This is a genomic window from Paenibacillus sp. S-38, from assembly GCF_049942825.1.
Taxonomy (GTDB): domain Bacteria; phylum Bacillota; class Bacilli; order Paenibacillales; family NBRC-103111; genus Paenibacillus_G.
The window spans coordinates 8099091-8120688 of sequence record NZ_CP187970.1; the positions used below are offsets into that span (position 1 = coordinate 8099091).

General features: G+C 59.0%; 20 protein-coding genes and 1 riboswitch. Of the genes, 7 read left to right on the forward strand and 13 right to left on the reverse strand.

The window, feature by feature from the left end; translation table 11 throughout:
* Window positions 1-109 precede the first annotated feature (109 nt).
* Entirely contained in the window at window positions 110-733 is a 624-nt protein-coding gene (locus ACP26L_RS35485; protein WP_426450311.1) for a TVP38/TMEM64 family protein, read from the forward strand.
* Window positions 734-1068: 335 nt separating this feature from the next.
* Here ACP26L_RS35485 and ACP26L_RS35490 read toward each other — a convergent pair whose 3' ends face one another.
* From ACP26L_RS35490 to ACP26L_RS35505, 4 genes are all read right to left on the reverse strand, one after another.
* Window positions 1069-1695 (reverse strand): TVP38/TMEM64 family protein, encoded by a 627-nt coding sequence (locus tag ACP26L_RS35490; protein WP_426450312.1) that lies wholly within the window; start codon window positions 1693-1695, stop codon window positions 1069-1071.
* Between the two features lie 17 nt (window positions 1696-1712).
* Complete coding sequence (locus ACP26L_RS35495) at window positions 1713-2147, reverse strand: threonine/serine exporter family protein (protein WP_426450313.1); 435 nt, start codon at window positions 2145-2147, stop codon at window positions 1713-1715.
* Window positions 2144-2923, reverse strand: a complete 780-nt coding sequence (locus tag ACP26L_RS35500; RefSeq protein ID WP_426450314.1) for a threonine/serine exporter family protein — start codon at window positions 2921-2923, stop codon at window positions 2144-2146. The genes ACP26L_RS35495 and ACP26L_RS35500 overlap by 4 nt, the downstream gene beginning before the upstream one ends.
* Window positions 2924-3037: 114 nt before the next feature.
* Window positions 3038-4384, reverse strand: a complete 1347-nt coding sequence (locus ACP26L_RS35505) for an FAD-dependent oxidoreductase (protein WP_426450316.1) — start codon at window positions 4382-4384, stop codon at window positions 3038-3040.
* 322 nt (window positions 4385-4706) lie between these two features.
* On the opposite strand from ACP26L_RS35505, the gene ACP26L_RS35510 reads away from it, so the two are divergent.
* The gene (locus ACP26L_RS35510; RefSeq protein ID WP_426450317.1) at window positions 4707-6242 is read left to right on the forward strand and encodes a trypsin-like peptidase domain-containing protein; all 1536 of its coding nucleotides are present in this window, start codon (window positions 4707-4709) and stop codon (window positions 6240-6242) included.
* Window positions 6243-6522: 280 nt separating this feature from the next.
* On the opposite strand, the gene ACP26L_RS35515 is transcribed toward ACP26L_RS35510, so the two are convergent.
* Both ACP26L_RS35515 and ACP26L_RS35520 read right to left on the reverse strand, forming a co-directional pair.
* The gene (locus ACP26L_RS35515; protein ID WP_426450319.1) at window positions 6523-7068 is read right to left on the reverse strand and encodes an AAA family ATPase; all 546 of its coding nucleotides are present in this window, start codon (window positions 7066-7068) and stop codon (window positions 6523-6525) included.
* Between the two features lie 82 nt (window positions 7069-7150).
* Window positions 7151-7468 (reverse strand): MGMT family protein, encoded by a 318-nt coding sequence (locus ACP26L_RS35520; protein WP_426455225.1) that lies wholly within the window; start codon window positions 7466-7468, stop codon window positions 7151-7153.
* Window positions 7469-7853: 385 nt separating this feature from the next.
* Between ACP26L_RS35520 and ACP26L_RS35525 the strand changes: the two genes are divergently transcribed.
* Together ACP26L_RS35525 and ACP26L_RS35530 are read left to right on the forward strand one after the other, a co-directional pair.
* Entirely contained in the window at window positions 7854-8027 is a 174-nt protein-coding gene (locus ACP26L_RS35525; protein ID WP_426450320.1) for a CsbD family protein, read from the forward strand.
* A gap of 187 nt (window positions 8028-8214) precedes the next feature.
* On the forward strand, window positions 8215-9249 hold the full coding sequence (locus ACP26L_RS35530) for a stalk domain-containing protein (protein ID WP_426450321.1): 1035 nt from the start codon (window positions 8215-8217) through the stop codon (window positions 9247-9249).
* 301 nt (window positions 9250-9550) lie between these two features.
* Here the strand turns inward: ACP26L_RS35530 and ACP26L_RS35535 are convergent, their stop codons facing one another.
* From ACP26L_RS35535 to ACP26L_RS35550, 4 genes are all read right to left on the reverse strand, one after another.
* Window positions 9551-11002 (reverse strand): IS1182 family transposase, encoded by a 1452-nt coding sequence (locus ACP26L_RS35535; protein ID WP_426450322.1) that lies wholly within the window; start codon window positions 11000-11002, stop codon window positions 9551-9553.
* 345 nt (window positions 11003-11347) lie between these two features.
* Complete coding sequence (locus ACP26L_RS35540) at window positions 11348-11725, reverse strand: hypothetical protein (RefSeq protein WP_426450324.1); 378 nt, start codon at window positions 11723-11725, stop codon at window positions 11348-11350.
* Between the two features lie 24 nt (window positions 11726-11749).
* Window positions 11750-13198, reverse strand: a complete 1449-nt coding sequence (locus ACP26L_RS35545) for a DEAD/DEAH box helicase (RefSeq protein WP_426450326.1) — start codon at window positions 13196-13198, stop codon at window positions 11750-11752.
* Window positions 13195-13626, reverse strand: coding sequence for a winged helix-turn-helix transcriptional regulator (locus ACP26L_RS35550; RefSeq protein WP_426450327.1), 432 nt, complete (start codon window positions 13624-13626; stop codon window positions 13195-13197). The genes ACP26L_RS35545 and ACP26L_RS35550 overlap by 4 nt, the downstream gene beginning before the upstream one ends.
* 157 nt (window positions 13627-13783) lie before the next feature.
* On the opposite strand from ACP26L_RS35550, the gene ACP26L_RS35555 reads away from it, so the two are divergent.
* Window positions 13784-15013: an MFS transporter gene (locus ACP26L_RS35555; protein ID WP_426450329.1), complete on the forward strand. Its 1230-nt coding sequence runs from the start codon at window positions 13784-13786 to the stop codon at window positions 15011-15013.
* 139 nt (window positions 15014-15152) lie between these two features.
* Window positions 15153-15995, forward strand: a complete 843-nt coding sequence (locus ACP26L_RS35560; RefSeq protein ID WP_426450331.1) for an aldo/keto reductase — start codon at window positions 15153-15155, stop codon at window positions 15993-15995.
* A gap of 120 nt (window positions 15996-16115) precedes the next feature.
* On the opposite strand, the gene ACP26L_RS35565 is transcribed toward ACP26L_RS35560, so the two are convergent.
* A complete protein-coding gene (locus ACP26L_RS35565) occupies window positions 16116-17429 on the reverse strand; it encodes a nucleobase:cation symporter-2 family protein (RefSeq protein WP_426450332.1) in 1314 nt (437 codons plus the stop codon).
* A 12-nt stretch (window positions 17430-17441) separates the two neighbouring features.
* Complete coding sequence (locus tag ACP26L_RS35570; protein ID WP_426450334.1) at window positions 17442-18038, reverse strand: xanthine phosphoribosyltransferase; 597 nt, start codon at window positions 18036-18038, stop codon at window positions 17442-17444.
* 180 nt (window positions 18039-18218) lie between these two features.
* Window positions 18219-18322: riboswitch (purine riboswitch) on the reverse strand.
* A 246-nt stretch (window positions 18323-18568) separates the two neighbouring features.
* On the opposite strand from ACP26L_RS35570, the gene ACP26L_RS35575 reads away from it, so the two are divergent.
* Complete coding sequence (locus tag ACP26L_RS35575) at window positions 18569-20062, forward strand: peptide MFS transporter (protein ID WP_426450335.1); 1494 nt, start codon at window positions 18569-18571, stop codon at window positions 20060-20062.
* Between the two features lie 207 nt (window positions 20063-20269).
* Here ACP26L_RS35575 and rlmN read toward each other — a convergent pair whose 3' ends face one another.
* On the reverse strand, window positions 20270-21355 hold the full coding sequence (rlmN, locus tag ACP26L_RS35580; protein WP_426455226.1) for a 23S rRNA (adenine(2503)-C(2))-methyltransferase RlmN: 1086 nt from the start codon (window positions 21353-21355) through the stop codon (window positions 20270-20272).
* Window positions 21356-21598: the final 243 nt, after the last annotated feature.

Genomic DNA, 21598 nt, shown 5'->3' on the forward strand with positions numbered 1-21598 from the left:
ACCCCCCTCTGTACTTCGGCCGCCATACGCCCGGAATCGTATGTTACAATGTGGGTGTACTGGGGATAGTAGGTTGAAGTACTTCTATTCCAGGCTGGAGGGGAGCCCCATGAACCGATTCAAAATCCTGCTCGTTCTTGCCGCTGCCTTATCGCTCTGGCTCATCAACCATTATTATTTTCACTTTACTCCCCAAGGGGTCCGGGATACGATAGTGGGCTTTGGCGTGTGGGCCCCCTTGCTCTATATTGCGGTCTATACGGTAAGGCCCCTCTTCTTCTTTCCCGCAACGGTCCTATGCCTTGCCGGAGGACTGGCCTTCGGGCCTTACTGGGGCACCGTCTATACGATCTTCGGCTTCACCGGGGACTCTGTGCTGGTGTTCCTGCTGGCACGCCGTTATGGGGCACGATTCATCCGCGTTCCCGAGGGCGGCATCCGGCAGTGGCAGGAGCGTCTGGCTGGACGCGGGTTTCTCACCGTCGCATCCCTGCGCCTGATCCCCATCGTTCCGTTCGATGTGGTCTCCTTGGCTGCCGGCCTCTCGCCCATCCGCTTCCTCCCTTACCTTGCCGGCACGGTGCTCGGGACGATCCCCGTCACCTTCGCCTACAGCTTTCTCGGCGACCACTTATCCCGCGGCCTCAGTCCCGCACTGCTTCCCGCGCTCGTCCTCGTTCTGGTGCTGGCGGTCCTGCCGGTCTGGTGGCTGCGCCGGCGCTCAGCCAGGTAGCAGCGTCACGGGACTCCCGACAAATCAGCCCCAAGCAGCAAGCCCATTGCTGCCCGCAGACAGCCGCTGCGGCATAATGATCTTCTATGTAAAAAGAGAATCCGGTGCGCCCAGTCCCCCTCTTTTTTACCCATTCCGCGCCAGAGCAACCCATACCCAAATTCCACCATAATTTTGTTCCCCGGGGAACAATTTCCTACTGGCTCTCCCTTCCGTCCCCAGACAGCACAAATAAGGCTGTCCCTGCCGGTGTACGGCATGGAGCAGCCTTAGTGGGTTGATCCGATCACCGGTGACGGACCGCCGCCACCCTCTCTTTATCTCTGCATCTTCCCTTACACCTGCGAAGACCTGCCCCTGCGTTTCCACAACCGGTACAGACTGAAGACGATGCCCAGGAACATCACATACATTCCGAGGGTCACCAAGGCCTGCCTCGGGTCCCCGGTCAGACGGTCACCTACCAGGGCGAAGAGCAGCATGGCCGGCAGTTTGCCGAGGGCGGATGCGGATGCGTAGACGAGGAAGGAAATCCTGCTCAAGCCGGCATATCCATTCACTGCAATCGACGGGACGAAAGGAATCATCCGCGCGAAAAGAACGGCCAGGAAGGCATTCCTCTCAAAGTAACCGTTCAGCCTGGCAAGGCCGCTCTGTCCATGGAGCAGCTTGGCTCCCCACTCCCGGTAGCCGTAGCGGACGAACAGGAACATGAGCACGGAAGCCAGCGTCGACGCCGCCCAGGTCACCGCCCCGCCCAGGACCGGGCCGAAAGCTGCACCGATCACGCCCCCGACCACCGGATAGGGCAGTACGGGGAACAAGGCGAGAAGAACCGCCATGCCGGTTACAAGCAGAAGACTGCTCTCCTGCCGCAGCCAGACCAGGATGCTGTCGCCATACAAGTAGAACAATCCCGTCGCCCCCAGGTAGATGACGGCCAGTCCCGCTTTTTTGAACATGGATGGGCTCCCTTCCCCTATCCCTGCCGGAACCGCCGGATGAGGTGATTGATAACTTCCGAGAATACGAGCCCGATCGCGATGGCTCCGGACATCATGAATGCCTTGGCGGCCAGCGGCACCGCGAGATCGTACTGGTTCTGCACGGCACTGCGCATCGCATCATACGCAAGCCCGCCCGGGACGAGCGGAATGATGCCGGATACGCTGAAGACGATCACCGGCGTCTTGTAGATCTTGGCGAACACCTGCGAGACCACCGCCACGAAGCAGGACGACAGCAGCGTGGCGACGACGGGGTCTACGGGCACCTCCAGGAATGCCAGATACAGAGCCCACCCCAGCATGCCGACGAACCCGCCCTGGAGCAGCGTTCCCTTGGGCACGTTGAAGAGAATGGCGAAGGCGGCCGTTGCGATGAAGCTGGTAGCAAGCTGTTCGATGAGCTTCATAGGCCCCCCTCCCCGGCGAAGAAAGCGAAGACGAACGCAATCCCCGCCCCGATCGCAAAGGCCGTCAGGAAGGCCTCCGCCCCCTTAGACAGGCCCGACACGAAGTGGCCGGCCATGAGATCCCGCACGGCGTTGGTGATGAGCAGCCCGGGGACGAGCGGCATGACCGAACCGATCATGATCTTATCGAGATCCCCTCCGAGCCCCAGCCTCCGCATAAGCAAGGCCAGCGTCCCAATGAGCAGGGAGGACAGGAATTCCGCAAAAAACTTGATCGGCACCAGCCGGTGAAAGTAGAGAAGAAAGGCCAGCCCCGCTCCGCCGGTCAAGAGGGCCGGGATGAAATCCCGCCAAGACCCGCCGAACATGATCAGGAAGCAGCCGCTGGCAAGGGCCCCGGCAGCGATCTTGACCCCTACGGGATACCTCGGCTGCGCCGCCTCGATCGCTGCGAGTTCGCGGTACGCTTCGGCCGCCGTCATTTCACCGCCGCTGATCCGCCGGGAGACGGCATTGACGTCCGTCACCTTGCGCAGGTCGGTCGACCGCTCCGAGATCCGGACGAGCCGGGTCGTCTGGCCCGGTCCCTCGACCGAGAAGATGATTCCGGTCGGCGTCACGAAGCTGTGGGCGTTCGGCAGCCCGAAGGCACCGGCTATGCGGGTCATCGTATCCTCGACCCGGTAGGTCTCCCCGCCGTTCTCCAGCATGATTTTGCCGGCCAGCAGACAGACCTGCACGACCTCGTAGGCGGGATTCGATTGGGATTGGTCCATGGGGTTCTCCTAGCTGCACCCGAAGCGGTCTTCCGCTCCCGGTTCCGGTCCGTTAGTTGGTTTCCAAAAGTATAGTATAAGGGGGAGCGCCATTTCAAGGCCGCCCCCCCACCTTCATCTCAGAAGCCTGACCAGCACCGAAGGATGCAGTAATACGCTCTGGGCATGCGTCAGATTCATAGCCTGCACCAGCCGCGTATACACCAGCTCATCCTTTGCCGACGCCCGGTAGATCTTCGTCGTCAGCCACTGCTTCAGCCGGAGACCGGGAGGCCGGTCCCCCGGGATGGCCGGGTGCCGGAACGCTTCCGTCAGCGCAGCTTCCCAGGGATAATCCGTCAGCTTGACGAGCTCCCGGTAATAGCGTCGGTGCAGGGTATCCAGCCCGCTACCGTTCGCAAGGCCAGACAGCTCCCGCTGAAGGAGCTCCGCTTCCATCGCCGCCACCGACATCCCCTGTCCGTAGATCGGATCGAACCGGCAGTAGGCGTCCCCGAGCATGACGAGCCGGCCGGGAAGCCGGCTGATCCGATCCGGGCGGCGCCTCTGCTGCGCCGGAATCCGGTAGGTCCGGATCTCGCCGAGCGGCTCCGCCTCCCGGATATAATCATAGACGTGCGGCTGGGGAAGGGACTGTGCCTGCTTCAGGAACGCCTCTTCGGTTGCGGCCGCCTCCCCGAGATACGATCCGACGGTCACACCGGTCTTGCCGTCCTCATAGGACAGGATCACCCCGAAGCCCGGCAGCTCGGGCAGCTGAGACGAGATCAGCAGGTTCCTCCATGGGCGTCCCTTGTCCTCCGGCCGGCCGTGATAATACCGGGTTGCATAGCAGAGGCCGATGCGGACGCTCTCCGTTGTCTCCGCGGACGGCTCCCTGCCGGTCAGCCACTGCAGGGACTGCGATCCGGCCCCGCTGGCATCGACGAAGAAGTCGGCCGAGAGCTCCTCCGTGCCTCCCCGGCCTTCCCGCAGCTTCACGGCGCTGACATAGTCCCCTCCCGGCGTCAAGACCAGTCCTTCCACGATGGCACCATACCGAACGGTCACGTTCCGGCAGGCACCAAGCCGCCTGCGGAGATGCCACTCCAGGAAAGGCCGGGTCTGCTGCAGATTCCGCAGGCCGCTGCGGAACCGCTGCTTCCACTCCCCGAAGTGATACCACGCCATATCCCCCGTAAAATCCGTCTCCACGCTGCCGGCCGCCACCAGCTCCCCGGTGAACCCGGGGAACAGCCGGTCAAGCACCTGCTGCCCGCTTAGGAGCAGCAGATGTGAATGATGCCCCTGCGGCACCCGTTTGCGCGGCAGCATGCCTTCCGGCGGCTGATCCGCCTCCAGCACGATCACTTCGCCGAATGTCTCCGAGAGCACCCTGGCCGCCAGCATGCCGGCTATACTCCCGCCAATCACGACAGCCCTGCGTCCCAGCTGCCTTACCTCTGCCGATTCCTCTGCCACTTACGCTTCCTCCATCTCTCCTCCGGCTCCCTAAACATGAATATATTACCAGTATTATACGGATGCTTCTACAATCTAAAGCAGTCTTAAGGCTTTGCGGCTTCTGTCCGCTGTGTTAAATCTGAATCAACTCGTTCTATTGCCGCCAAAGCCTAATACAATCGTGGGGTAATGGATATGTTGCCGAAAGACCGAAATGAATCGGCACACCTGCGCGAGGAAGACCGTACCGAGAAGCGGCCACTTGGGATAAACAAGAGCTGGCCGGCTCTTCACAGGGCGGCATCCCGGGGGTGGGCCTTTGGAGGAGGAACACGGAGGGATGATGCGCAGTCAAAACGTAGGGCGGCCCCGGCGTACCGCACGCCTGCGGCTTCTGCTGGCCTTCCTCTTGACGGCCGTCCTGCTGCTTCCCGCAGGACACCAAGGGGCTCAGGGTGAGGCGGCAGCCGCAATGGATCCAAGAGTATTGGCCGATACGAACAAGCCTGGCGTCGTTATGATCGCCACCCTGTACAAGGCGAGCATCTCGGTACCGGAGGTTTATTTGTCCCAGGAGTCACTGCAGGGACTTCAGCAGAAGCTGGCCGGCGACCTCCTGAGCGGGGCGGTCGCGAACAATCCGAACGCTATCATCGATGCCCTGCTGCTCGAGCTGTTCAAGGATCCCCTGAAGTATCTGGTGCCCACCGATACGTTTACTTCCCGGGAGGTGCAGACGGGCTCGGTCGGTACCGGATTTATTGTAACGCCGGACGGGTATATCGTCACGAACGCCCACGTGGTCTATACCCCCGAGGAGACGCTGAAGGTAGCTCTGATCGAAACCGGGCTCAAGGAGCTCATCGACAAGGACGTGGCGGATTTCCTCAATGACGTCAAGGGCAACAACTACAAGCCCTCGGAGGACATCCTGAACGGGCTTCGCAAGGCCGCCGCCCAGTTCTACGTCAAATATGCGCAGCTGAGCAACGTGCAGACCCAGATCTTCACGGAGATGGGGGTTGCGATCCCCGGCATCCAGGTGATGCAGAAAGGATTCCCCAGCGAGCTCAAGCGCCGGGGAGAGCCGACGCCCGGCAAGGATGTGGCGATCCTCAAGATCGACAAGACGAACCTGCCGACCGTGACGATCGGAGACGACTCGAAGCTGCGGACAGGCGACAAAATCTATGTTGTCGGCTACCCCGGGGCGGCGACCTTCAATCCTATGCTCGCTACAGAGAGCGTCGTGGAATCAACGCTAACTTCCGGTCTGGTCAGCGCCCGTAAGACGATGCCCGGCGGCTGGGACATTCTGCAGGTCGACGCCGCCATGAGCGGGGGCAACAGCGGCGGTCCGGTGTTTGACGAGAGCGGGGAGGTCATCGGCATCGCCACGTTCGGCAGCATCAACACCGGGAGCGGCGCGGAGGTGCAGGGGATGAATTTTGCTGTCCCGATCAGCATCGCCAAGCAGTTCCTGAACGAGAGCAACATCACCCCGTCGGAGAGCCAGCTGACCAAGATCTACAAGGAAGGACTGTCCCTCTACAACAGCCGCAAGTACAGCAAGGCGCTGGAGAAATTCAGGGAGGTCAACGAGCTCAACCCCGGGTATCCCTATATCCAGAACTTCATCTCGGAGTCGCGCCTGGCGATCAACAACAACCAGGACCAGTCGGGGCTGTCCCTGACCTTGATCCTCTACATCATCGGCGGGCTCGTCGTGCTGGCCCTGCTCGTCTTCCTGCTTGTGCTCGTGCTGCGCAAATACAGCTTCACCGTAGCCAGGAAGCCTGAGGCTGCATCCCCTCCTTCCGTTCCGGGGGCAGCTGAGGGAACGGAGGCTCCCCCCGACATCAGGCCGAAGGAGTAGCCTATCACGGTTCCGCCCCCCAGGAACCTCTGTACGTGCGGGCAGAGGTTCCTGGGGGGCGGCTCCAGGCTTACACCGGATTGACTTCCTGGCAGCGTCCTGGGGAGACTTGGGGAGACCTGGGAGAAAGGCTGTTCAACTTTCACGGATTCCAGGCTTCACCGCGTCCTCCTTGCGGAATGCTGCCGTACCGATGCCCCAGAGCCCCCTTCCCCCTTCCGTAGACAGCAAAAAGCCCCTCCTGCGGAGGAGAGGCCCGGTAAGCCCTTCACACGATTCTTCATACGATTCTTCCCTCGTCCCACACCCGCTTCAGCAGCTCACCCGCCGTCTCCTCCGGTGTCCAGGCGGAGGAATCCAGCCACAGCCCGATCCGCGGGGTTTCCTCCCGCAGCACACCGTCCAGTGCGGCCGGCGTCCAGAGGCCGTAGCCCTTTTTGTCCCGGGCCGCCTCTCTCTGTTCCACGGCTTCCACACTCGGGCACAGAACTGCCGCATACAGCGGGCGGCTGCGGATATACGACAAAAACTCCGGCAGCACCCGGCCTACCGCCACATCCTGCACGATGACGGTAAAGCCGGCTTCAAAGTACGTATCCGCGGCCTGGGCGGCCAGCCGGTAGCGCAGACGCAGCTGCTCCAGCCCATCCCCGGCGTCGTCCGGGCGTACTTCCCTGCGGTCCTGCACGATCATGCGGCGGAACACGTCCCCCCGCAGATGCACCGACCGGGTGAAGCGCTCCGCGAGCAGCTGGGCCACCGTGGATTTGCCGCTGGCCATGATGCCTGTGAGCAGCAGAATGCCGGGTCGATCGATCAAGGTCATTCGTTCTTCCCCCTTTCGGCTGCACGTTCCTTCTCTTAAGTCTAGCCTCCTGTGCCCCACCCTCATAGGGTGAGTATCGTTACTAGAAGAAGTCCCCGGGGTCATGCCTGTACCGCTCCAGGTCGATACGGCCGTCCGCTCCTGCATCCACCCCTTCGCCGGCCAGGTACAGGAGCTGCTTCGCCCGCGACTCTTCATCCCGGAGCGCAATCTCGCCTCTGGCATTGACCACCCTGTGCCAGGGGAGCTGATGGGAGCGGCTCATGGCGTGCAGGATGCGCACGACCTGCCTGGCCCCCCGCGGACTTCCGGCAGTGGCTGCTATCTGGCCGTAGGTCATCACCGAGCCTTCGGGTATGCTCTTGATGATTCGGATCACCCGTTCGGTATACGGATTCAATGGCTCCTCCGCCCCCTTTCTGTTCCCCAAGTCTGCCACACCTATCTGCATCTTGCCTTACCAACCTAGTGTAGCATAACATTCTTGCACAGAAGCTCTGCTCTTGAAGCTCTGCGCCTGCCTCTTGAGCTCCTGCTTCGCTGGTTAAGGCGGGTACAGACCGGCGCCTGGAATGCCGATGATGCTTGCTCTCTCCTGTTTACGGGCCTGTTGAGCGGGCCGTGCTGCAGTCCCCGAGATCCATGCCCGCTCGTCAGGGCGGCTCTTGACGCGTCATCGCTCAACCCAGATGTTCGGTTCGAGCGTTAGCTTAACGGCTTCGTACGTTTAAGTAGTCCCCCTAGCGGGTAATTAGAAGTAACCTTACCCCAAGGAGATGATACACATGAACAGCAGTCAAGGACTCAGCGACAAGGTCAAAGGCGCAGTCTCCAAAGTGAAGGGCGAAGTCAAAGACCAGATCGGCAACGCAACCGACGATGCCTCCCTTCAAGCCGAAGGCAAGATGGACAAGCTCAAGGGCGAAGTCCAGCAGGGCATCGGTAAATTGAAAGAGTAGGTTTCTGCAGATAGACACCCCAGCCTTAGGGCTTGGGGTGTTTTCCATATTTTGGCACCCTGTTCCCGTATCGTTTCCTGCAACATATCCGCGAACCCCCCCGTCTGAGAGGGTGAGAGAAACAGACATCACTATACTTCACATCAAGAGAGGAAGCAGGACCATGAACGCCAACTTGAAAGCATCCATGAAAAAAAGCTTGACCCTCCTTACCCTGTCCACCGCCCTGATGACGACGGGAGCCGCTTACGCTTCGACCGACAGCGTGCCACAGCCGGTATCCGCCGTGTCCGTGCCGGAAACAGCTGCCGTCCCGTTCTTGATTAAGATCAACGGGGAGACCCTTGTTGAAACCGGCTACCAGACGCCAGGTGCCGCTGAGCCGATGATTCCGCTGCGCAGCACGGCCGAGAAGCTCGGCTTCACGCTCGAGTGGAAGCAGGAGACGCTCTCGGTTGATCTGCACAAGGGAAATCTTTTCACAACCGTAAAGACCGGCGAAGACCAATACGTCATCAACCGTATGTATACCACGCTTGGCGCGGCACCGGCTCTCATGGACAACAAGCTCTATGTTCCGGCCTCCTTCGTAAACAAGGTGCTCCATACGGAAGCATCCGTGCAAGGCCAAGCGGTTGTCATCACCCCAGAGGCGGAAGCACAGAAGAACGTCGTGACGACAGGAGTCGTAACGGCCGTGACTTATAAGGACGATTACCGCTCCCTGCAGATTCAAGGGACCGGCATGAACGGTACGGTGCTCCATGTCAGCGAGGAGACGGTATTCGAGATGAAGGACGGCACGAAGCTGGGCTTCTCCGATCTGCACATCGGCATGACCGTGGAAGTTGAGCACCCGAATCGGATGACGCTCAGCCTGCCGCCTCAGACCTCCGCCTTCCGGATCACGGTGCTTGACCCAGAGAAAGGGACGAACCTGCTGGCTACAGCCGGTGAAATCCAGGAAGTGCGCAGCGCAGACACGAAGGATGACTTCTCCGTCGTGCTCAAAGGTACCGGATTGACCGACCGCTCGCAGACCGAGATTGTGCTCCGGATCGGCGCAGAGACACCGGTCGTGAACCTGAAGGGCGAGAAGGTTCCGGCAAGCACGCTGGCCCAAGGCACCAAGGTCATCGGCGTCTACGGCCCCGTGATGACGAAGAGCCTGCCGCCGATCGGCAGCGCATGGAAGATCGTCGTGGATGCTCCATCCGAGTAATTTATTGCTCCATAAAAAGGGATCACAGAAACGCAAAGAAGACCTTTCCTCCAACCGGGAGAGAGGTCTTTTTGTGTTATACAGGCGGATGGGCGGGGGCAGCGACCCTAGCAGGCCCCATCTTCCCTGCAGCAGACGGATGACCCTTGGAAAAACAGCCTGTTGTGGGCGGAGGCCACTGAAGAACTCACGCTTTTTCCTCGGGGGCCTTGCATAAATCGCAAAAAAGACATCTGTTTCCATTTTTCTGGAGACAGATGTCTTTTTTAATGGCTCAAAATGGGCCTGCTTGACGCGCTTTTCAATCCACCAGTTTCAATATCCGCTTAAGATTTACAGCGAATATGGCCATTGCACCTTGCATTTCCATGCCAAGCAGACCCGAGGATGTGGCAACATCATACCCGTGCCTATGTTTGAGTTCGCTGTTTTTTGCTTCAATCTTGTAGCGCTCTTTGGATTTCTCCTTGAAATATTCCGTTTCCTGAAACGCCATTTGTTCTGAGTGTACTTCAGACTTAATCGTTACGGAATACGTTTTGCTTTTGGCGCCTTCTTTATAACAGCCTTCCTTGAAGGGACAACTCTTACAGATCTCTACGTCAAAATAATAGGTATCCTGCTGGTTTTTGCCGACGTCTTTCTTGCCTTGCCGGGCCTTTCGAATCGCCATGTGACCAGCCGGGCATACATACATGCCGGCATCTTTGTTGAACAGAAACTCCTCTTCTTTCTTGCGGCTGCCTTGCGTAATCAACGGATTGAGTTTCGCTACAAGTTCAATATCATTGTTCGTTGTGTACAAAATATTATCTTTCTCGGAGTAGGCGGTATCGCCAATGACGGTCCTCACTTGCATTCCCGTTGTCTTGCTTTTTTCGATGAGCGTCTGCAGTTGTTTGCCGTCATTCTTCTCGCCTGTTGTAATGACAGCTGCCGTTATGATGCGTTCTTCCGTCATGGCCAGGTGCGTTTTATATCCAAAGAATGCAGAATCGGCGCTTTTATGTCCAACCCGAGCATCCGGGTCCGCCGCAAGACGAAGCTGCTCGATGTCATCCTCCACCGTTTCCTTCAGCAGGTTTAACGGCTTCAAAACCTTTGGCACTTGCGCGATCCCGGATTCCATCTCGATGAAGGTTATAAGCTTTTGACAATACTCAATTTCGTCTTCGAGTACACCGTTCATGTTCTTTGCGGGCATCTTGGCTTTGATTGATTCATCCATCGTGTAAACGGACTTTCGCAGCTTCCTTGCACGGTCTTGCAGAATTTCTAGCGGAGACTTCTGATTGTAGCGTGCTTTTGTATGCGTGGCGTCAACGATAATGGAGTTGCTCTTCAGGATTTTCAGTTCGATGGCGAGGTCTACCGTCTTACCAATGAGCATATCCAACAAGTTGATGTCTTTGAGCCGCAGTTTGCGGAATTTTGTCAGAGAACTCGGGTCGATGACCGGGTCCTCCGGTGCCATGCCTAAGAAATATTTAAACGACAAGTCATACTTGGAACGCTCGACAATATCCATGTCAGATAGTTCAAAGATGGTTTTTAGCAACAAATATTTAAACATTCGGATGGGGTCAATTGCGCTACGTCCCTTGTCCAAACAATATTTTGTTTCCAGTTCCTCATAGATGAAGGTAAAGTCCACCAGCTCATTAATTTGACGGAGCATGTTGTCCTTCGGCACGACGATATCGTACAGAGCTGCATAAGGACTCAGAACCAAACTTTGTTGTTGTCGAATCATCCGTCTCACCCGCTTTTCGTGATGACTCAATTATACGTCAAAAAAAGCACAGCATCTTCAAGTTTCTTGAAGGGCTGTGCTTTTTTTAGACGGACTTTTTCAGTGGCCTCTTGTGGGCGGCGGGAGGTTTTGGACGCCTGGAAGCCGTGTTTTAGGCAGGTCTTCCTGCCGAGCGATTGACACCTCACGGCACCTCATATACATAAATCCTTGTGCGGTGAAAATCCCCGCAGGTGACAATCCGCTCCGCCTGCCACCCGGGCAGGGCAAAGTAAATGCTCACAATACGCGCCCCGGGCCGCATCCGCACCCGGGAACAGGTAGCAGACGACGAGGTCCGCCTCCTCAAGGATACCGGTACAGATCGCGGCGGACGAAGGAGATGCGCCCTCCACCAGCTGCCCCGTAGACTCCGGGCTGCAGCCTGGAGAGCACGGCCGCCGCGGCCCGCGAGAACCCGTACGGGATCGGTGAATTCTCGATCCTGACGAGCTGCCGGCCCGGACAGCCCTTCGCCAGCTGCAGCACAAGCTGGCCCCAGCCGGAGCCTGCTTCCACGATGCGGAGGTGCTCCGGGAACCGGCTCACCTCCCGCATCACCGCCTGCCGTACTACGGCCGAGGAGGGCATAGGTGTAATGCCGTTCTTCCAGCTCACCCAGACGATCGACAAGGCGGCGAGCAGCACCGCGCCGATCAGCACCACCGACAAAGTATCCGTCACGCGGACCGCCCCCTTCCGTCGCCTCTACCTCTTTTTGACCGCCTCGTGCACCTTGAGCTGCTTGCCCTTGACCGTCATCGTCTTCATCGCTTCAATAACGAGCGGTCCTTTGCCGTTGAGCATATCTACATAAGACACGTTGTCGAGGATGTTGATGATGCCGATATCGCCGGCGGTCACGCCCTCGATCTTGGTCAGCGTGCCGACGAGGTCGACGGTCCGGATTTTCTTCTTCTTCCCGCCGCTGAAATACAGCTGCATGATGTCCCGGTCGACCAGGCCCTTCTTCTCCTGCTTGGGGGCGGGCTTCACTTTCATCTTGGCCTCGAAGGCCTTTCGGGAGGCCTCCACTTCCTCTGCCGAAGGGGCCTCCCGCCGGCGGAGCTCCTGCCCTATATACCCCTCGATCGTATGCAGAGCCTGTTCCTCTTCCGGCGTTACAAAGGAGATCGCGGTCCCCTGCCTGCCCGCCCGTCCCGTTCTTCCGGCCCGGTGCACGTAGCTCTCTTTGTCCAGGGGCAGGTCATAGTTGATCACGTGCGTAATATTGTCGATGTCGATACCCCGGGCCGCCACATCCGTTGCAGCCAGGTAGCGGAACTCCCCCCGCCGGAACGCATGCATCACCGCGAAGCGGTCGTCCTGTTCCATGCCGCCGTGAATTCGGCCGCAGGAGCTGCCAAGCTGCTCCAGCCTCTCGTAGAGCTCGTCCACCCCCACCTGGGTCCGGCAGAAAAGAATGCAGCTGTCGGGATTCTCCGTAACAAGCACGTCCTCCAGCAGCTTCGGCTTCCCCTCCTCCTCCACCGGAAGCATCGAGTGGTCGATCCGGACGGCCGTTCCCTCCGCCGAAGCCATCTCGATATCGACCGGATCTACCATGTAGCGGTGGCACAGCTCTTCCACACCTTCCGGCAGCGTGGCCGAGAACAGCATCGTCACACGGTTCTCCGGCAGCTCTCCGAGGATCGCCTCCACCTGCTCGATGAATCCCATGCTCAGCATCTCATCGGCTTCGTCCAGAACCACCGTAGTGATCTGCCCAAGCTCCAGGGTCCCCCGCTCGATATGATCCATGACACGCCCCGGGGTGCCTACGACGATATGCACCTTCTGCATGAGCTCGGTCTTCTGCTTGGCAAAAGGCTGCCTGCCGTACAGCGCGGCCACCCGGAGCCGCTTGAAGCGGCCGATGTTCGTGAGATCCTCCTTGACCTGATCCGCCAGCTCGCGTGTAGGGGTCAGCACCAGGGCCTGAGGCCGGTTCTCTTCCCATTCGACCCGCTCGCAAATCGGAATTCCGTAGGCGGCCGTCTTGCCGCTGCCTGTCCGGGATTTCACCGTAATGTCCTTCCCCTGCAGGGCAGCGGGAATCACCGCCACCTGCACCTCCGTCGGCTGCGTATAGCCGAGCGTATCCAGCGCACGGAGGATGTCTTCACTGAGACTGTATTTTCTGAAATCGGCTGTCATCCTACCGGCTCCCTCTCTTCCGATGCTGGCGGCAGGGCGCCCTCCATCGACTTGTGGTTGAGGACATTGTCTTCGAGCACCGTGAACTTGTCCCCGTATTCCCGGATAATGTGCCTCTCGCCCCAGGCGCAGAGGGAATCCAGAATCGACCTCAAGCTCCACCCGTACTCGCTCAGCTCGTACTCGACCTTCGGCGGCACTTGATTGTAGCTGATCCGGTTGACAATGCCGTCGTCCTCCAGCTCCCGCAGCTGCTGGGTCAGCATTTTCTGCGTAATGCCGGGCATGAGACGCTTCAGATCGCTCGTCCGCTTCTTCCCGTGCGTCAGGTGGCAGAGAATCACGCACTTCCACTTGCCCCCGATGACTTCCAGGGTGGCCTCCACCGAGATATTGTACTTTTTGCCGCTCTTCTCTTGGGTTGTCATGCTCCATCCCTCCTGATCTATATGGGTATGGATACTTTTTAGTGCCTATAGCACTTCACAGTACCTATAGTACTTCAAGGTACGTACTGTTCATATCCGTCCGAGTACTTCATAATACCACTTACCGGCCGGTGATTACCATATAGGAGTGAGAAGCATGTCCCTGGATTCCAAAAGAAGTACCCTGGCGCTGCTGGCGCTCGCCGTCAGCGCCTTCGCGATCGGAACAACCGAGTTTATCAGCGTGGGCCTGCTGCCCCTGATCGCTGAAGACCTGCACATATCCCTGACGACGGCAGGACTGACCGTCACGCTGTATGCGCTCGGCGTCACGCTGGGCGCCCCTATCCTGACGTCGCTGACATCCCGGGTCTCCCGCAAGACGCTGCTGCTCTGGATCATGATCGTCTTCGTGGCGGGCAACAGCCTGGCCGCGATGGCCGGAGGCATCGCCCTCCTGCTGACTGCGCGGGTCGTGTCGGCCTTCGCCCACGGCGTCTTCATGTCGATCGGCTCCACGATCGCCGCGGATCTGGTACCCGAGAACCGCCGGGCCAGTGCCATCTCGATCATGTTCTCCGGGCTCACGATCGCCACGGTAACCGGCGTGCCCCTCGGCACCCTGCTAGGACAGCAGTGGGGCTGGCGGACCGCCTTCATCGCCATTGCGGCCGTAGGCCTTCTCGCGCTCGTCGCCAACCTGCTGCTGATCCCTACCGGGCTGCGTCAGGGCAAGCCGACCAAGCTCTCGGATCAGCTGCCCCTGGTCCGAAACGGCCGTCTCCTGCTTGCTTTCGCCATGACGGCTCTCGGGTACGGCGGCACCTTCGTCGTCTTCACTTACTTGTCGCCGCTGCTGCACGAGATCACCGGCTTCCGGGAAAGCACGGTCGCCGCCATCCTCCTGCTCTACGGCATCGCGATCGCCATCGGCAACGTCGTGGGCGGGAAGGCGGCCAACCGGCAGCCCCTCACCGCCTTGTTCTTCATGTTCGCCCTGCAGGCGCTGGTGCTCTTCGTCCTGTTCTTCACGGCGCCATTCCAGGCGGCCGGACTGGTCACGCTCTTCTGCCTCGGGCTGCTCGCTTTCATGAATGTTCCCGGCCTGCAGGTGTATGTCGTCACCCTGGCCGAGCGCTTCGCCCCGCGGGCGGTGGATGTCGCTTCGGCTGTGAATATCGCCGCCTTCAATGCAGGCATCGCCATCGGGGCTTACCTCGGAGGCATCGTTGCCGACACGATCGGCCTGATTCATACGACCTGGGTCGGCGCTCTGATGGTGCTCGGCGCAGTATTGCTCACGGCCTGGAGCCGGTCGCTCGAGCGCCGGGACCAGCCGGAGCAGGCACCTGCAGCCGAGGCTGCGGAGTGCGTTACCGTCCGCTGACCAGCCCCGGGCTCTGAACTTGCTGTCGCCGGCTTCAGTGTGAATTCCGCAATTCCTAACGCTGCCTCGGCGGCCAGCCCGCATTTTGCATACCAACCCTTATTCTACTATCATTCATTCCTCAGGAGGTTTCCATTCCATGACTGCATTCACTCAACCCACCACCACCCTGCATAACGGGGTTACCATGCCGGTGCTCGGCCTCGGCGTCTTCCAGGTCGAAGAAGGCCAGGAGCTCGTGCAAGCCGTCAAGACGGCCATCCTCCATGGCTACCGCAGCATCGACACCGCGGCGATTTACGGCAACGAAGCCGGCGTCGGGCAGGGCATCCGTGAAGCCCTGCAGGAGGGCGGCCTCTCCCGGGAGGAGCTCTTCATCACCTCCAAGGTGTGGAACGCCGATCTCGGCTACGAATCGACCCTGGCTGCCTATGAGACAAGCCTCGCCAAGCTCGGCCTGCAGTATCTCGACCTCTATCTCATTCACTGGCCTGTCGCCGGCAAGTATAAGGATGCCTGGAGAGCCCTCGAGACCCTCTACAAGGCAGGCCGCGTCCGGGCGATCGGGGTCAGCAACTTCCAGATTCACCACCTCGAGGACATCCTGCAGGATGCCGAGGTGAAGCCGATGGTGAACCAGGTCGAATTCCATCCGCAGCTCACCCAGACCGAATTGCTGAAGTTCTGCCGCGAGCAGGGCATCCAGCCTGAGGCTTGGTCCCCGCTCATGCAGGGCGGTCTGCTGGAGGATCCGGTGCTGAAGGAGATCGCGGCGCAGCACGGCGTCTCCGTTGCCCAGGTGATCCTGCGCTGGGACCTGCAGCAGGGCGTCGTAACGATCCCGAAGTCGACCAAGGCGCACCGGATCGCCGAGAACGCCGATCTCTTCGGCTTCGAGCTGACCGCCGGGGAAATGGAGCGCATCAGCGGCCTGAACCGGAACCTGCGGGTCGGTCCCGACCCGGATAACTTCGACTTCTGACCCGTCCCGCTGATCAGAGATCATCTCCACCCACAAGAAAGAGACCTTCCATCAGCCCTATGGAAGGTCTCTTTCTTGTGTTATTGCCCGCTTGCCGCTGCCGTCGACACAGCAGCAGCCTTACGCATGCTGCGCCGCGGAGCCGGCTTCAGCCGGTCCCTCGACGGCCGAGGCTTCCCCTGTTCCCGAGAGGAACAGGTTGAGTACGATGGCCGTCAGGGAGCCGGAGACGATGCCGCTCTGCAGCAGCATCTTCGCGAAGCCCGGCAGCTGGTCGAACATCTGCGGCAGCGTAGCCGAACCGAGGCCGACCGCGATGCTGCAGGCCGCAATCAACAAATTGCTGTCCTTGCGCAGGTCGACTGCCGACAGGATCGAGATCCCGGAAGCCGCGACCGAGCCGAACATGACGATCATCGCGCCGCCCAGCACAGCACTTGGAATCACCGTAGTCAGAGCCGCCAGCTTCGGCAGCAGCCCCAGCACCACCATGATGCCGCCCGCGGCGAAGATTACATCCCGTGACTTCACGCGGGTCAGCGAGATGAGACCGACGTTCTGGGAGAACGCCGTGTACGGGAATGCGTTGAAGATCCCGCCGAGCATGATGGCCACACCTTCGGAGCGCAAGCCGTTTACGATCTGGCTTTGCTCGACCTTCTGGTCTGTTGCCTTACCCACCGCGAAATAAACGCCGGTGGATTCGACCATACTGACGATATTCACGAGAATCATCGTGATGACCGCCGTGATGCTGATCTGCGGCACACCGAAGTAGAACGGCTGGGCGATGCTCACCCACGAAGCTTGTCCTACGGAAGCGAAGCTGACGATCCCCATCGCGTAGCCCGCCGCCGTTCCCGCCGCCAATCCGACGAGCACCGAGATCGAGCGCAGGAAGCCGGTCGCGAAGCGGTTCAGGAGCAGAATCACGATCAGCGTAACCAAGGCCAGCAGCAGATTGCGGGGCGCCCCGAAGTCCGGGGCCCCCTGGCCGCCGGCGGCATTGTTCATCGCCACGGGAATCAGCGAGAGGCCGATGATCGTGACGACCGACCCGGTCACAACGGTCGGGAAGAACTTCAGCAGCTTGCCGTAGAGCGGTGCCGCCAGAACGACGAATAAGCCGGACAGGATGATGGCGCCATAAGCTGTCGCCAGATTCGAGGTGGAGGCGATCGCAATGATCGGCCCTACCGCCGTAAAGGTACAGCCGAGGATGACCGGCAGCCGGCTGCCGAACCACTTCGTGCCCATGACCTGCAGGATGGTAGCCAGACCGCACGTGAAGAGATCGGCCGCAATCAGATACGCCATCTGCTCGCCGGTCAGCTTGAGGGCCCCGCCGACAATCAGAGGTACAACCACCGCGCCTGCATACATGGCAAGCACGTGCTGGAAGCCGAGGGTAAACACTTTTTGTCTGCTTAACATGATGTACGCTCCTTAAGATGATTGATATACACGGTCGTTCTCGATGAAGTAGACCTCACCCGGTGCCATCCTCGAGATCCGGGCCAGCGAGTGGATCTCCACGCCCTTGTTCTCCAGCAGACTCCGGCCCTCCTGGAAGCTCTTCTCAATGACGCAGCCGACACCGGCCAGCTTCGCTCCAGAGGCATGAACGATATCCACCAGGCCGACGAGCGCGGCGCCTGTCGCCAGGAAGTCATCCACGATCAGAATGTGGTCCTCCGGACCCAGGTATTTCTGCGAGACGCTGATTTGGTACGTTTCCTGCCTGGTAAACGAATGAACAGGTGCCGTATAGACACTCTCCGCCAGGGTGACGGCCTTTTTCTTCTTGGCATAGACGAACGGGACGCCCAGAGCGATGCCCGCCGCCATCGCGAATTGGATGCCGCTCGCTTCTATCGTCAGCACTTTGGTGATCCCCCGGCCGGCGAAGACCCGGCCGAACTCCCTGCCGATCTCCAGCGCCAGCTCCGTATCTACCTGATGGTTCAGGAAGGAGTCCACCTTCAGGACCGTATCCGACAGAATCAGGCCTTCTTGGCGTATGCGTTCTTCGAGTAATTTCATGCGTCAAGCTCTCCTTTTGTGTGCAAAATAAAAAAGGACAGATCTCCTTGAGCATGGTTTCTCTCAAGTGAAATCTGTCCCCGGGCGCTAATAACCTCATGGTACCAATAACAAATCTATTGTACGCACCGCTTCCAAACCGTGTCCCATCCGCCAAAAAAAGGGGGAACGGGCACAGAGGGCCGCTGCGCTTTCACTCATAGTCGGATGATTGCATTGGTCATCCGGTAGAAACTTATGGGCCATATCCCCAAAATTATACGAGTCTTATGAAGTTATCTATCTATCTTACACGGTCTGCCCGGCTGTTTCAATAGCGTTTTTATGGGAAATTTTTACTGACTCCGATGCAATTAATTAACCTATGGATAGCATAAGTGTTTGATGTCCCATTAAATCCGGGCTAAATAACATTATTTCATACATAATTCCTTCAGATTCAAACAAGATTAATTACATATATTACCAAAGTGTTTTTGACAATGGAAATCTCTAACCCGTATTATAATAGAAGAATAGGAGGGAATATCATGACAGGCCCAGACAAACAAACCATCATCGCGAGTGTACCCCAGCAGGGATTCTTCGGACACCCCAAGGGGCTATTCACACTCTTCTTCACGGAATTCTGGGAACGGTTCTCGTATTACGGCATGAGGGCCATCCTTGTTTTCTATATGTATTACGAGGTGTCCAAAGGAGGCCTTGGCATCGATGAAAGCACGGCGCTTGCCGTGATGTCCATTTACGGTTCTCTGGTCTATATGTCCGGCATCATCGGCGGATGGCTGGCCGACCGGATCTTCGGCACATCCAGGGCGGTGTTCTACGGCGGGATCTTGATCATGCTGGGGCATCTCTTATTAGCAATACCTGGAAGCGCTGCCATGTTGTTCGCCTCGATGGTTCTAATTGTTCTTGGGACGGGGCTTCTTAAGCCCAACGTCTCAAGTGTCGTTGGTGAAATTTACAGCGAGAGGGACCACCGCCGCGATGCCGGCTTCAGCATTTTCTATATGGGCATCAACCTTGGGGGCTTCCTGGCTCCGCTGATCGTAGGCACTCTCGGCATGAAATACAACTTCCATCTAGGGTTCAGTCTCGCGGCCATCGGCATGCTGCTCGGTCTGACCGTCTTCATCCTGACGAAGAAAGGCAATCTCGGACTGGCGGGTACGATGGTCGCGAACCCGCTCTCTCCCGAAGAAAAGAAATCGGTGTTCACCCGGCTCGGACTCGGGATTCTAGCCGCTGCCGTACTCATCGCCGTCGCGATTCCGACGGGCCTGCTGACGTTCCGCGGCTTCATCGCCTTGGTCGGGATCCTGGGGATTCTCATCCCTACCCTCTACTTTATTGTCATGTACCGCAGTCCCAAAACCACAGCCGTGGAACGCTCCCGGATTCTCGCTTATATTCCGCTCTTCATCGCTTCCGTGATGTTCTGGGCGATCCAGGAGCAGGGCTCGACGATTCTGGCCAACTACGCGGATAAGCGGACGCAGCTCGACTTCGCGGGCCTCCACATCTCGCCGGCCTGGTTCCAGTCGCTGAACCCGCTGTTCATCATACTCTTCGCCCCGGTCTTCGCCTGGCTGTGGGTGAAGCTTGGAGACCGGCAGCCGACCATCCCCCGGAAGTTCTCGCTGGGCCTGCTGTTCGCCGGTCTGTCCTTCCTCGTGATCCTGCTGCCGGCCTACTTCGGCGGAAGCGATGCGCTGGTGAACCCGCTGTGGCTCGTGCTAAGCTACTTCATCGTCGTTGTCGGTGAGCTGTGCCTGTCGCCGGTCGGCCTCTCGGCCACGACCAAGCTGGCGCCTGCCGCCTTCTCGGCTCAGACGATGAGCCTGTGGTTCCTCTCCAACGCCGCGGCGCAGGCCATCAACGCCCAGATCGTCAAGTTCTACACGCCGGAGACCGAGATGGTCTACTTCGGCGTCATCGGCGGAGCTTCCATTCTGCTGGGTCTGCTCCTCTTCCTGCTCTCGGGCCGGATTCAAGGCTTCATGAAGGGGATCAAATAACCTCCCCCATCCCCTGACTCTGTGTCAGGGGATATTGGCGCGTCCGTGAGATCCCGCGTCCGCGACCCCGGCTTCATCAGCTTCGGCAGGTGCCCAGGCTGATCGCTCCCTCTGCACGCCAAAATCCCCCTGACCGGCAGTCCGGCAGGGGGATTCCTATGTGTCAACGGTATGCGGTGTGGTGTTTGGCTTCCTCGGGGCCGATGCTCAGCTCAAAGCCGACTCGGCCGCCGGCCGGTCTTCCTTCAGCTGCTTGCTGCGCAGCTGACCGCAGGCGGCATCAATGTCCGTGCCGTGCTCGAGGCGTACGCTGCAGCTCAGTCCCTGCTTTTTGAGCGTATCGTAGAACGCCCGCACGGATTCCTTCTCCGTCCGCTGATACTGGCTGTGCTCATCCACCGGGTTGTACGGGATGAGGTTGACGTTCACGCTTTGCTTGCGGTCTGCGAGCAGCTCGGACAGCTCCAGGGCATGCTCCGGACGGTCGTTGACGTCCTTCAGCAGAATATACTCGATCGTAACGCGCTGGTTCGTCTTCTCCCAGTAGTAATCCATCGCCTCCATGAGCTTCTCGATGGGCAGCGCATTGTTGATCTTCATGATCCGCGAGCGCAGCTCATTGTTCGGCGCATGCAGGGAAATGGCCAGGTTCACGCGCATGTTCAGATCGGCGAACTCCTTGATCTTCTGCGTCAGGCCGCTGGTCGACACCGTGATATGCCGGGCGCCGATCGCCAGACCCTTGTGGTCGATGACCACCTCCAGGAAGTCGATCAGGTTCGTGAAGTTATCGAACGGCTCGCCGATGCCCATGACGACAATGTGGCTCACCCGCTCGTCCTTCCCCGCCGCGTCCAGATGCAGCTGAACCTTCATGATCTGCTCCACGATCTCGCCGCTCGTCAAGTCCCGGCTCTTCGCCAGCAGACCGCTCGCACAGAAGCTGCAGCCGATGTTGCAGCCTACCTGCGTCGTCACGCAGACCGACAGACCGAACTTGTGGCGCATGAGCACCGTCTCGATCAGGTTGCCGTCCTGCAGCTGGAACAGGAACTTCACCGTACCGTCGGCCGACTCCTGCTTCGTATGCTCGTTCATCGTCCGGAAGACGAAATGCTCCCCGAGCAGCGACGTACACTCCGGATGCACATCCGTCATCTCGGCGAAATCCGTCACCCGCCTGCGGTACAGCCATTCCCATACCTGGGCCGCGCGGGACTTCTTGTGCCCCCGCTCCCCGAGCCACGCGGTCAGCTGCTCCAGCGTTAATCCATATATAGATGGTTTCATGATTCGTTATCCTCTTTTCGGTACTTGGAAGTCTAGTCTATAGGGACCAAGATCGTTTGCACTCTCTTTCATTATTGTCCCAGATTGTTTTTAGTAAAACAAGGGGGAAAACGAGAACTCCTCTTGCCTGCTTCCCTCTGGAGACAATCACCACGAACAGCTTATCCTGGAAATGGTTCTTGCCCGGCTGCTTTAATTTATGTAAACTACTTGATTATACATTCAGCCAGAAAGGTTGCCATCGAC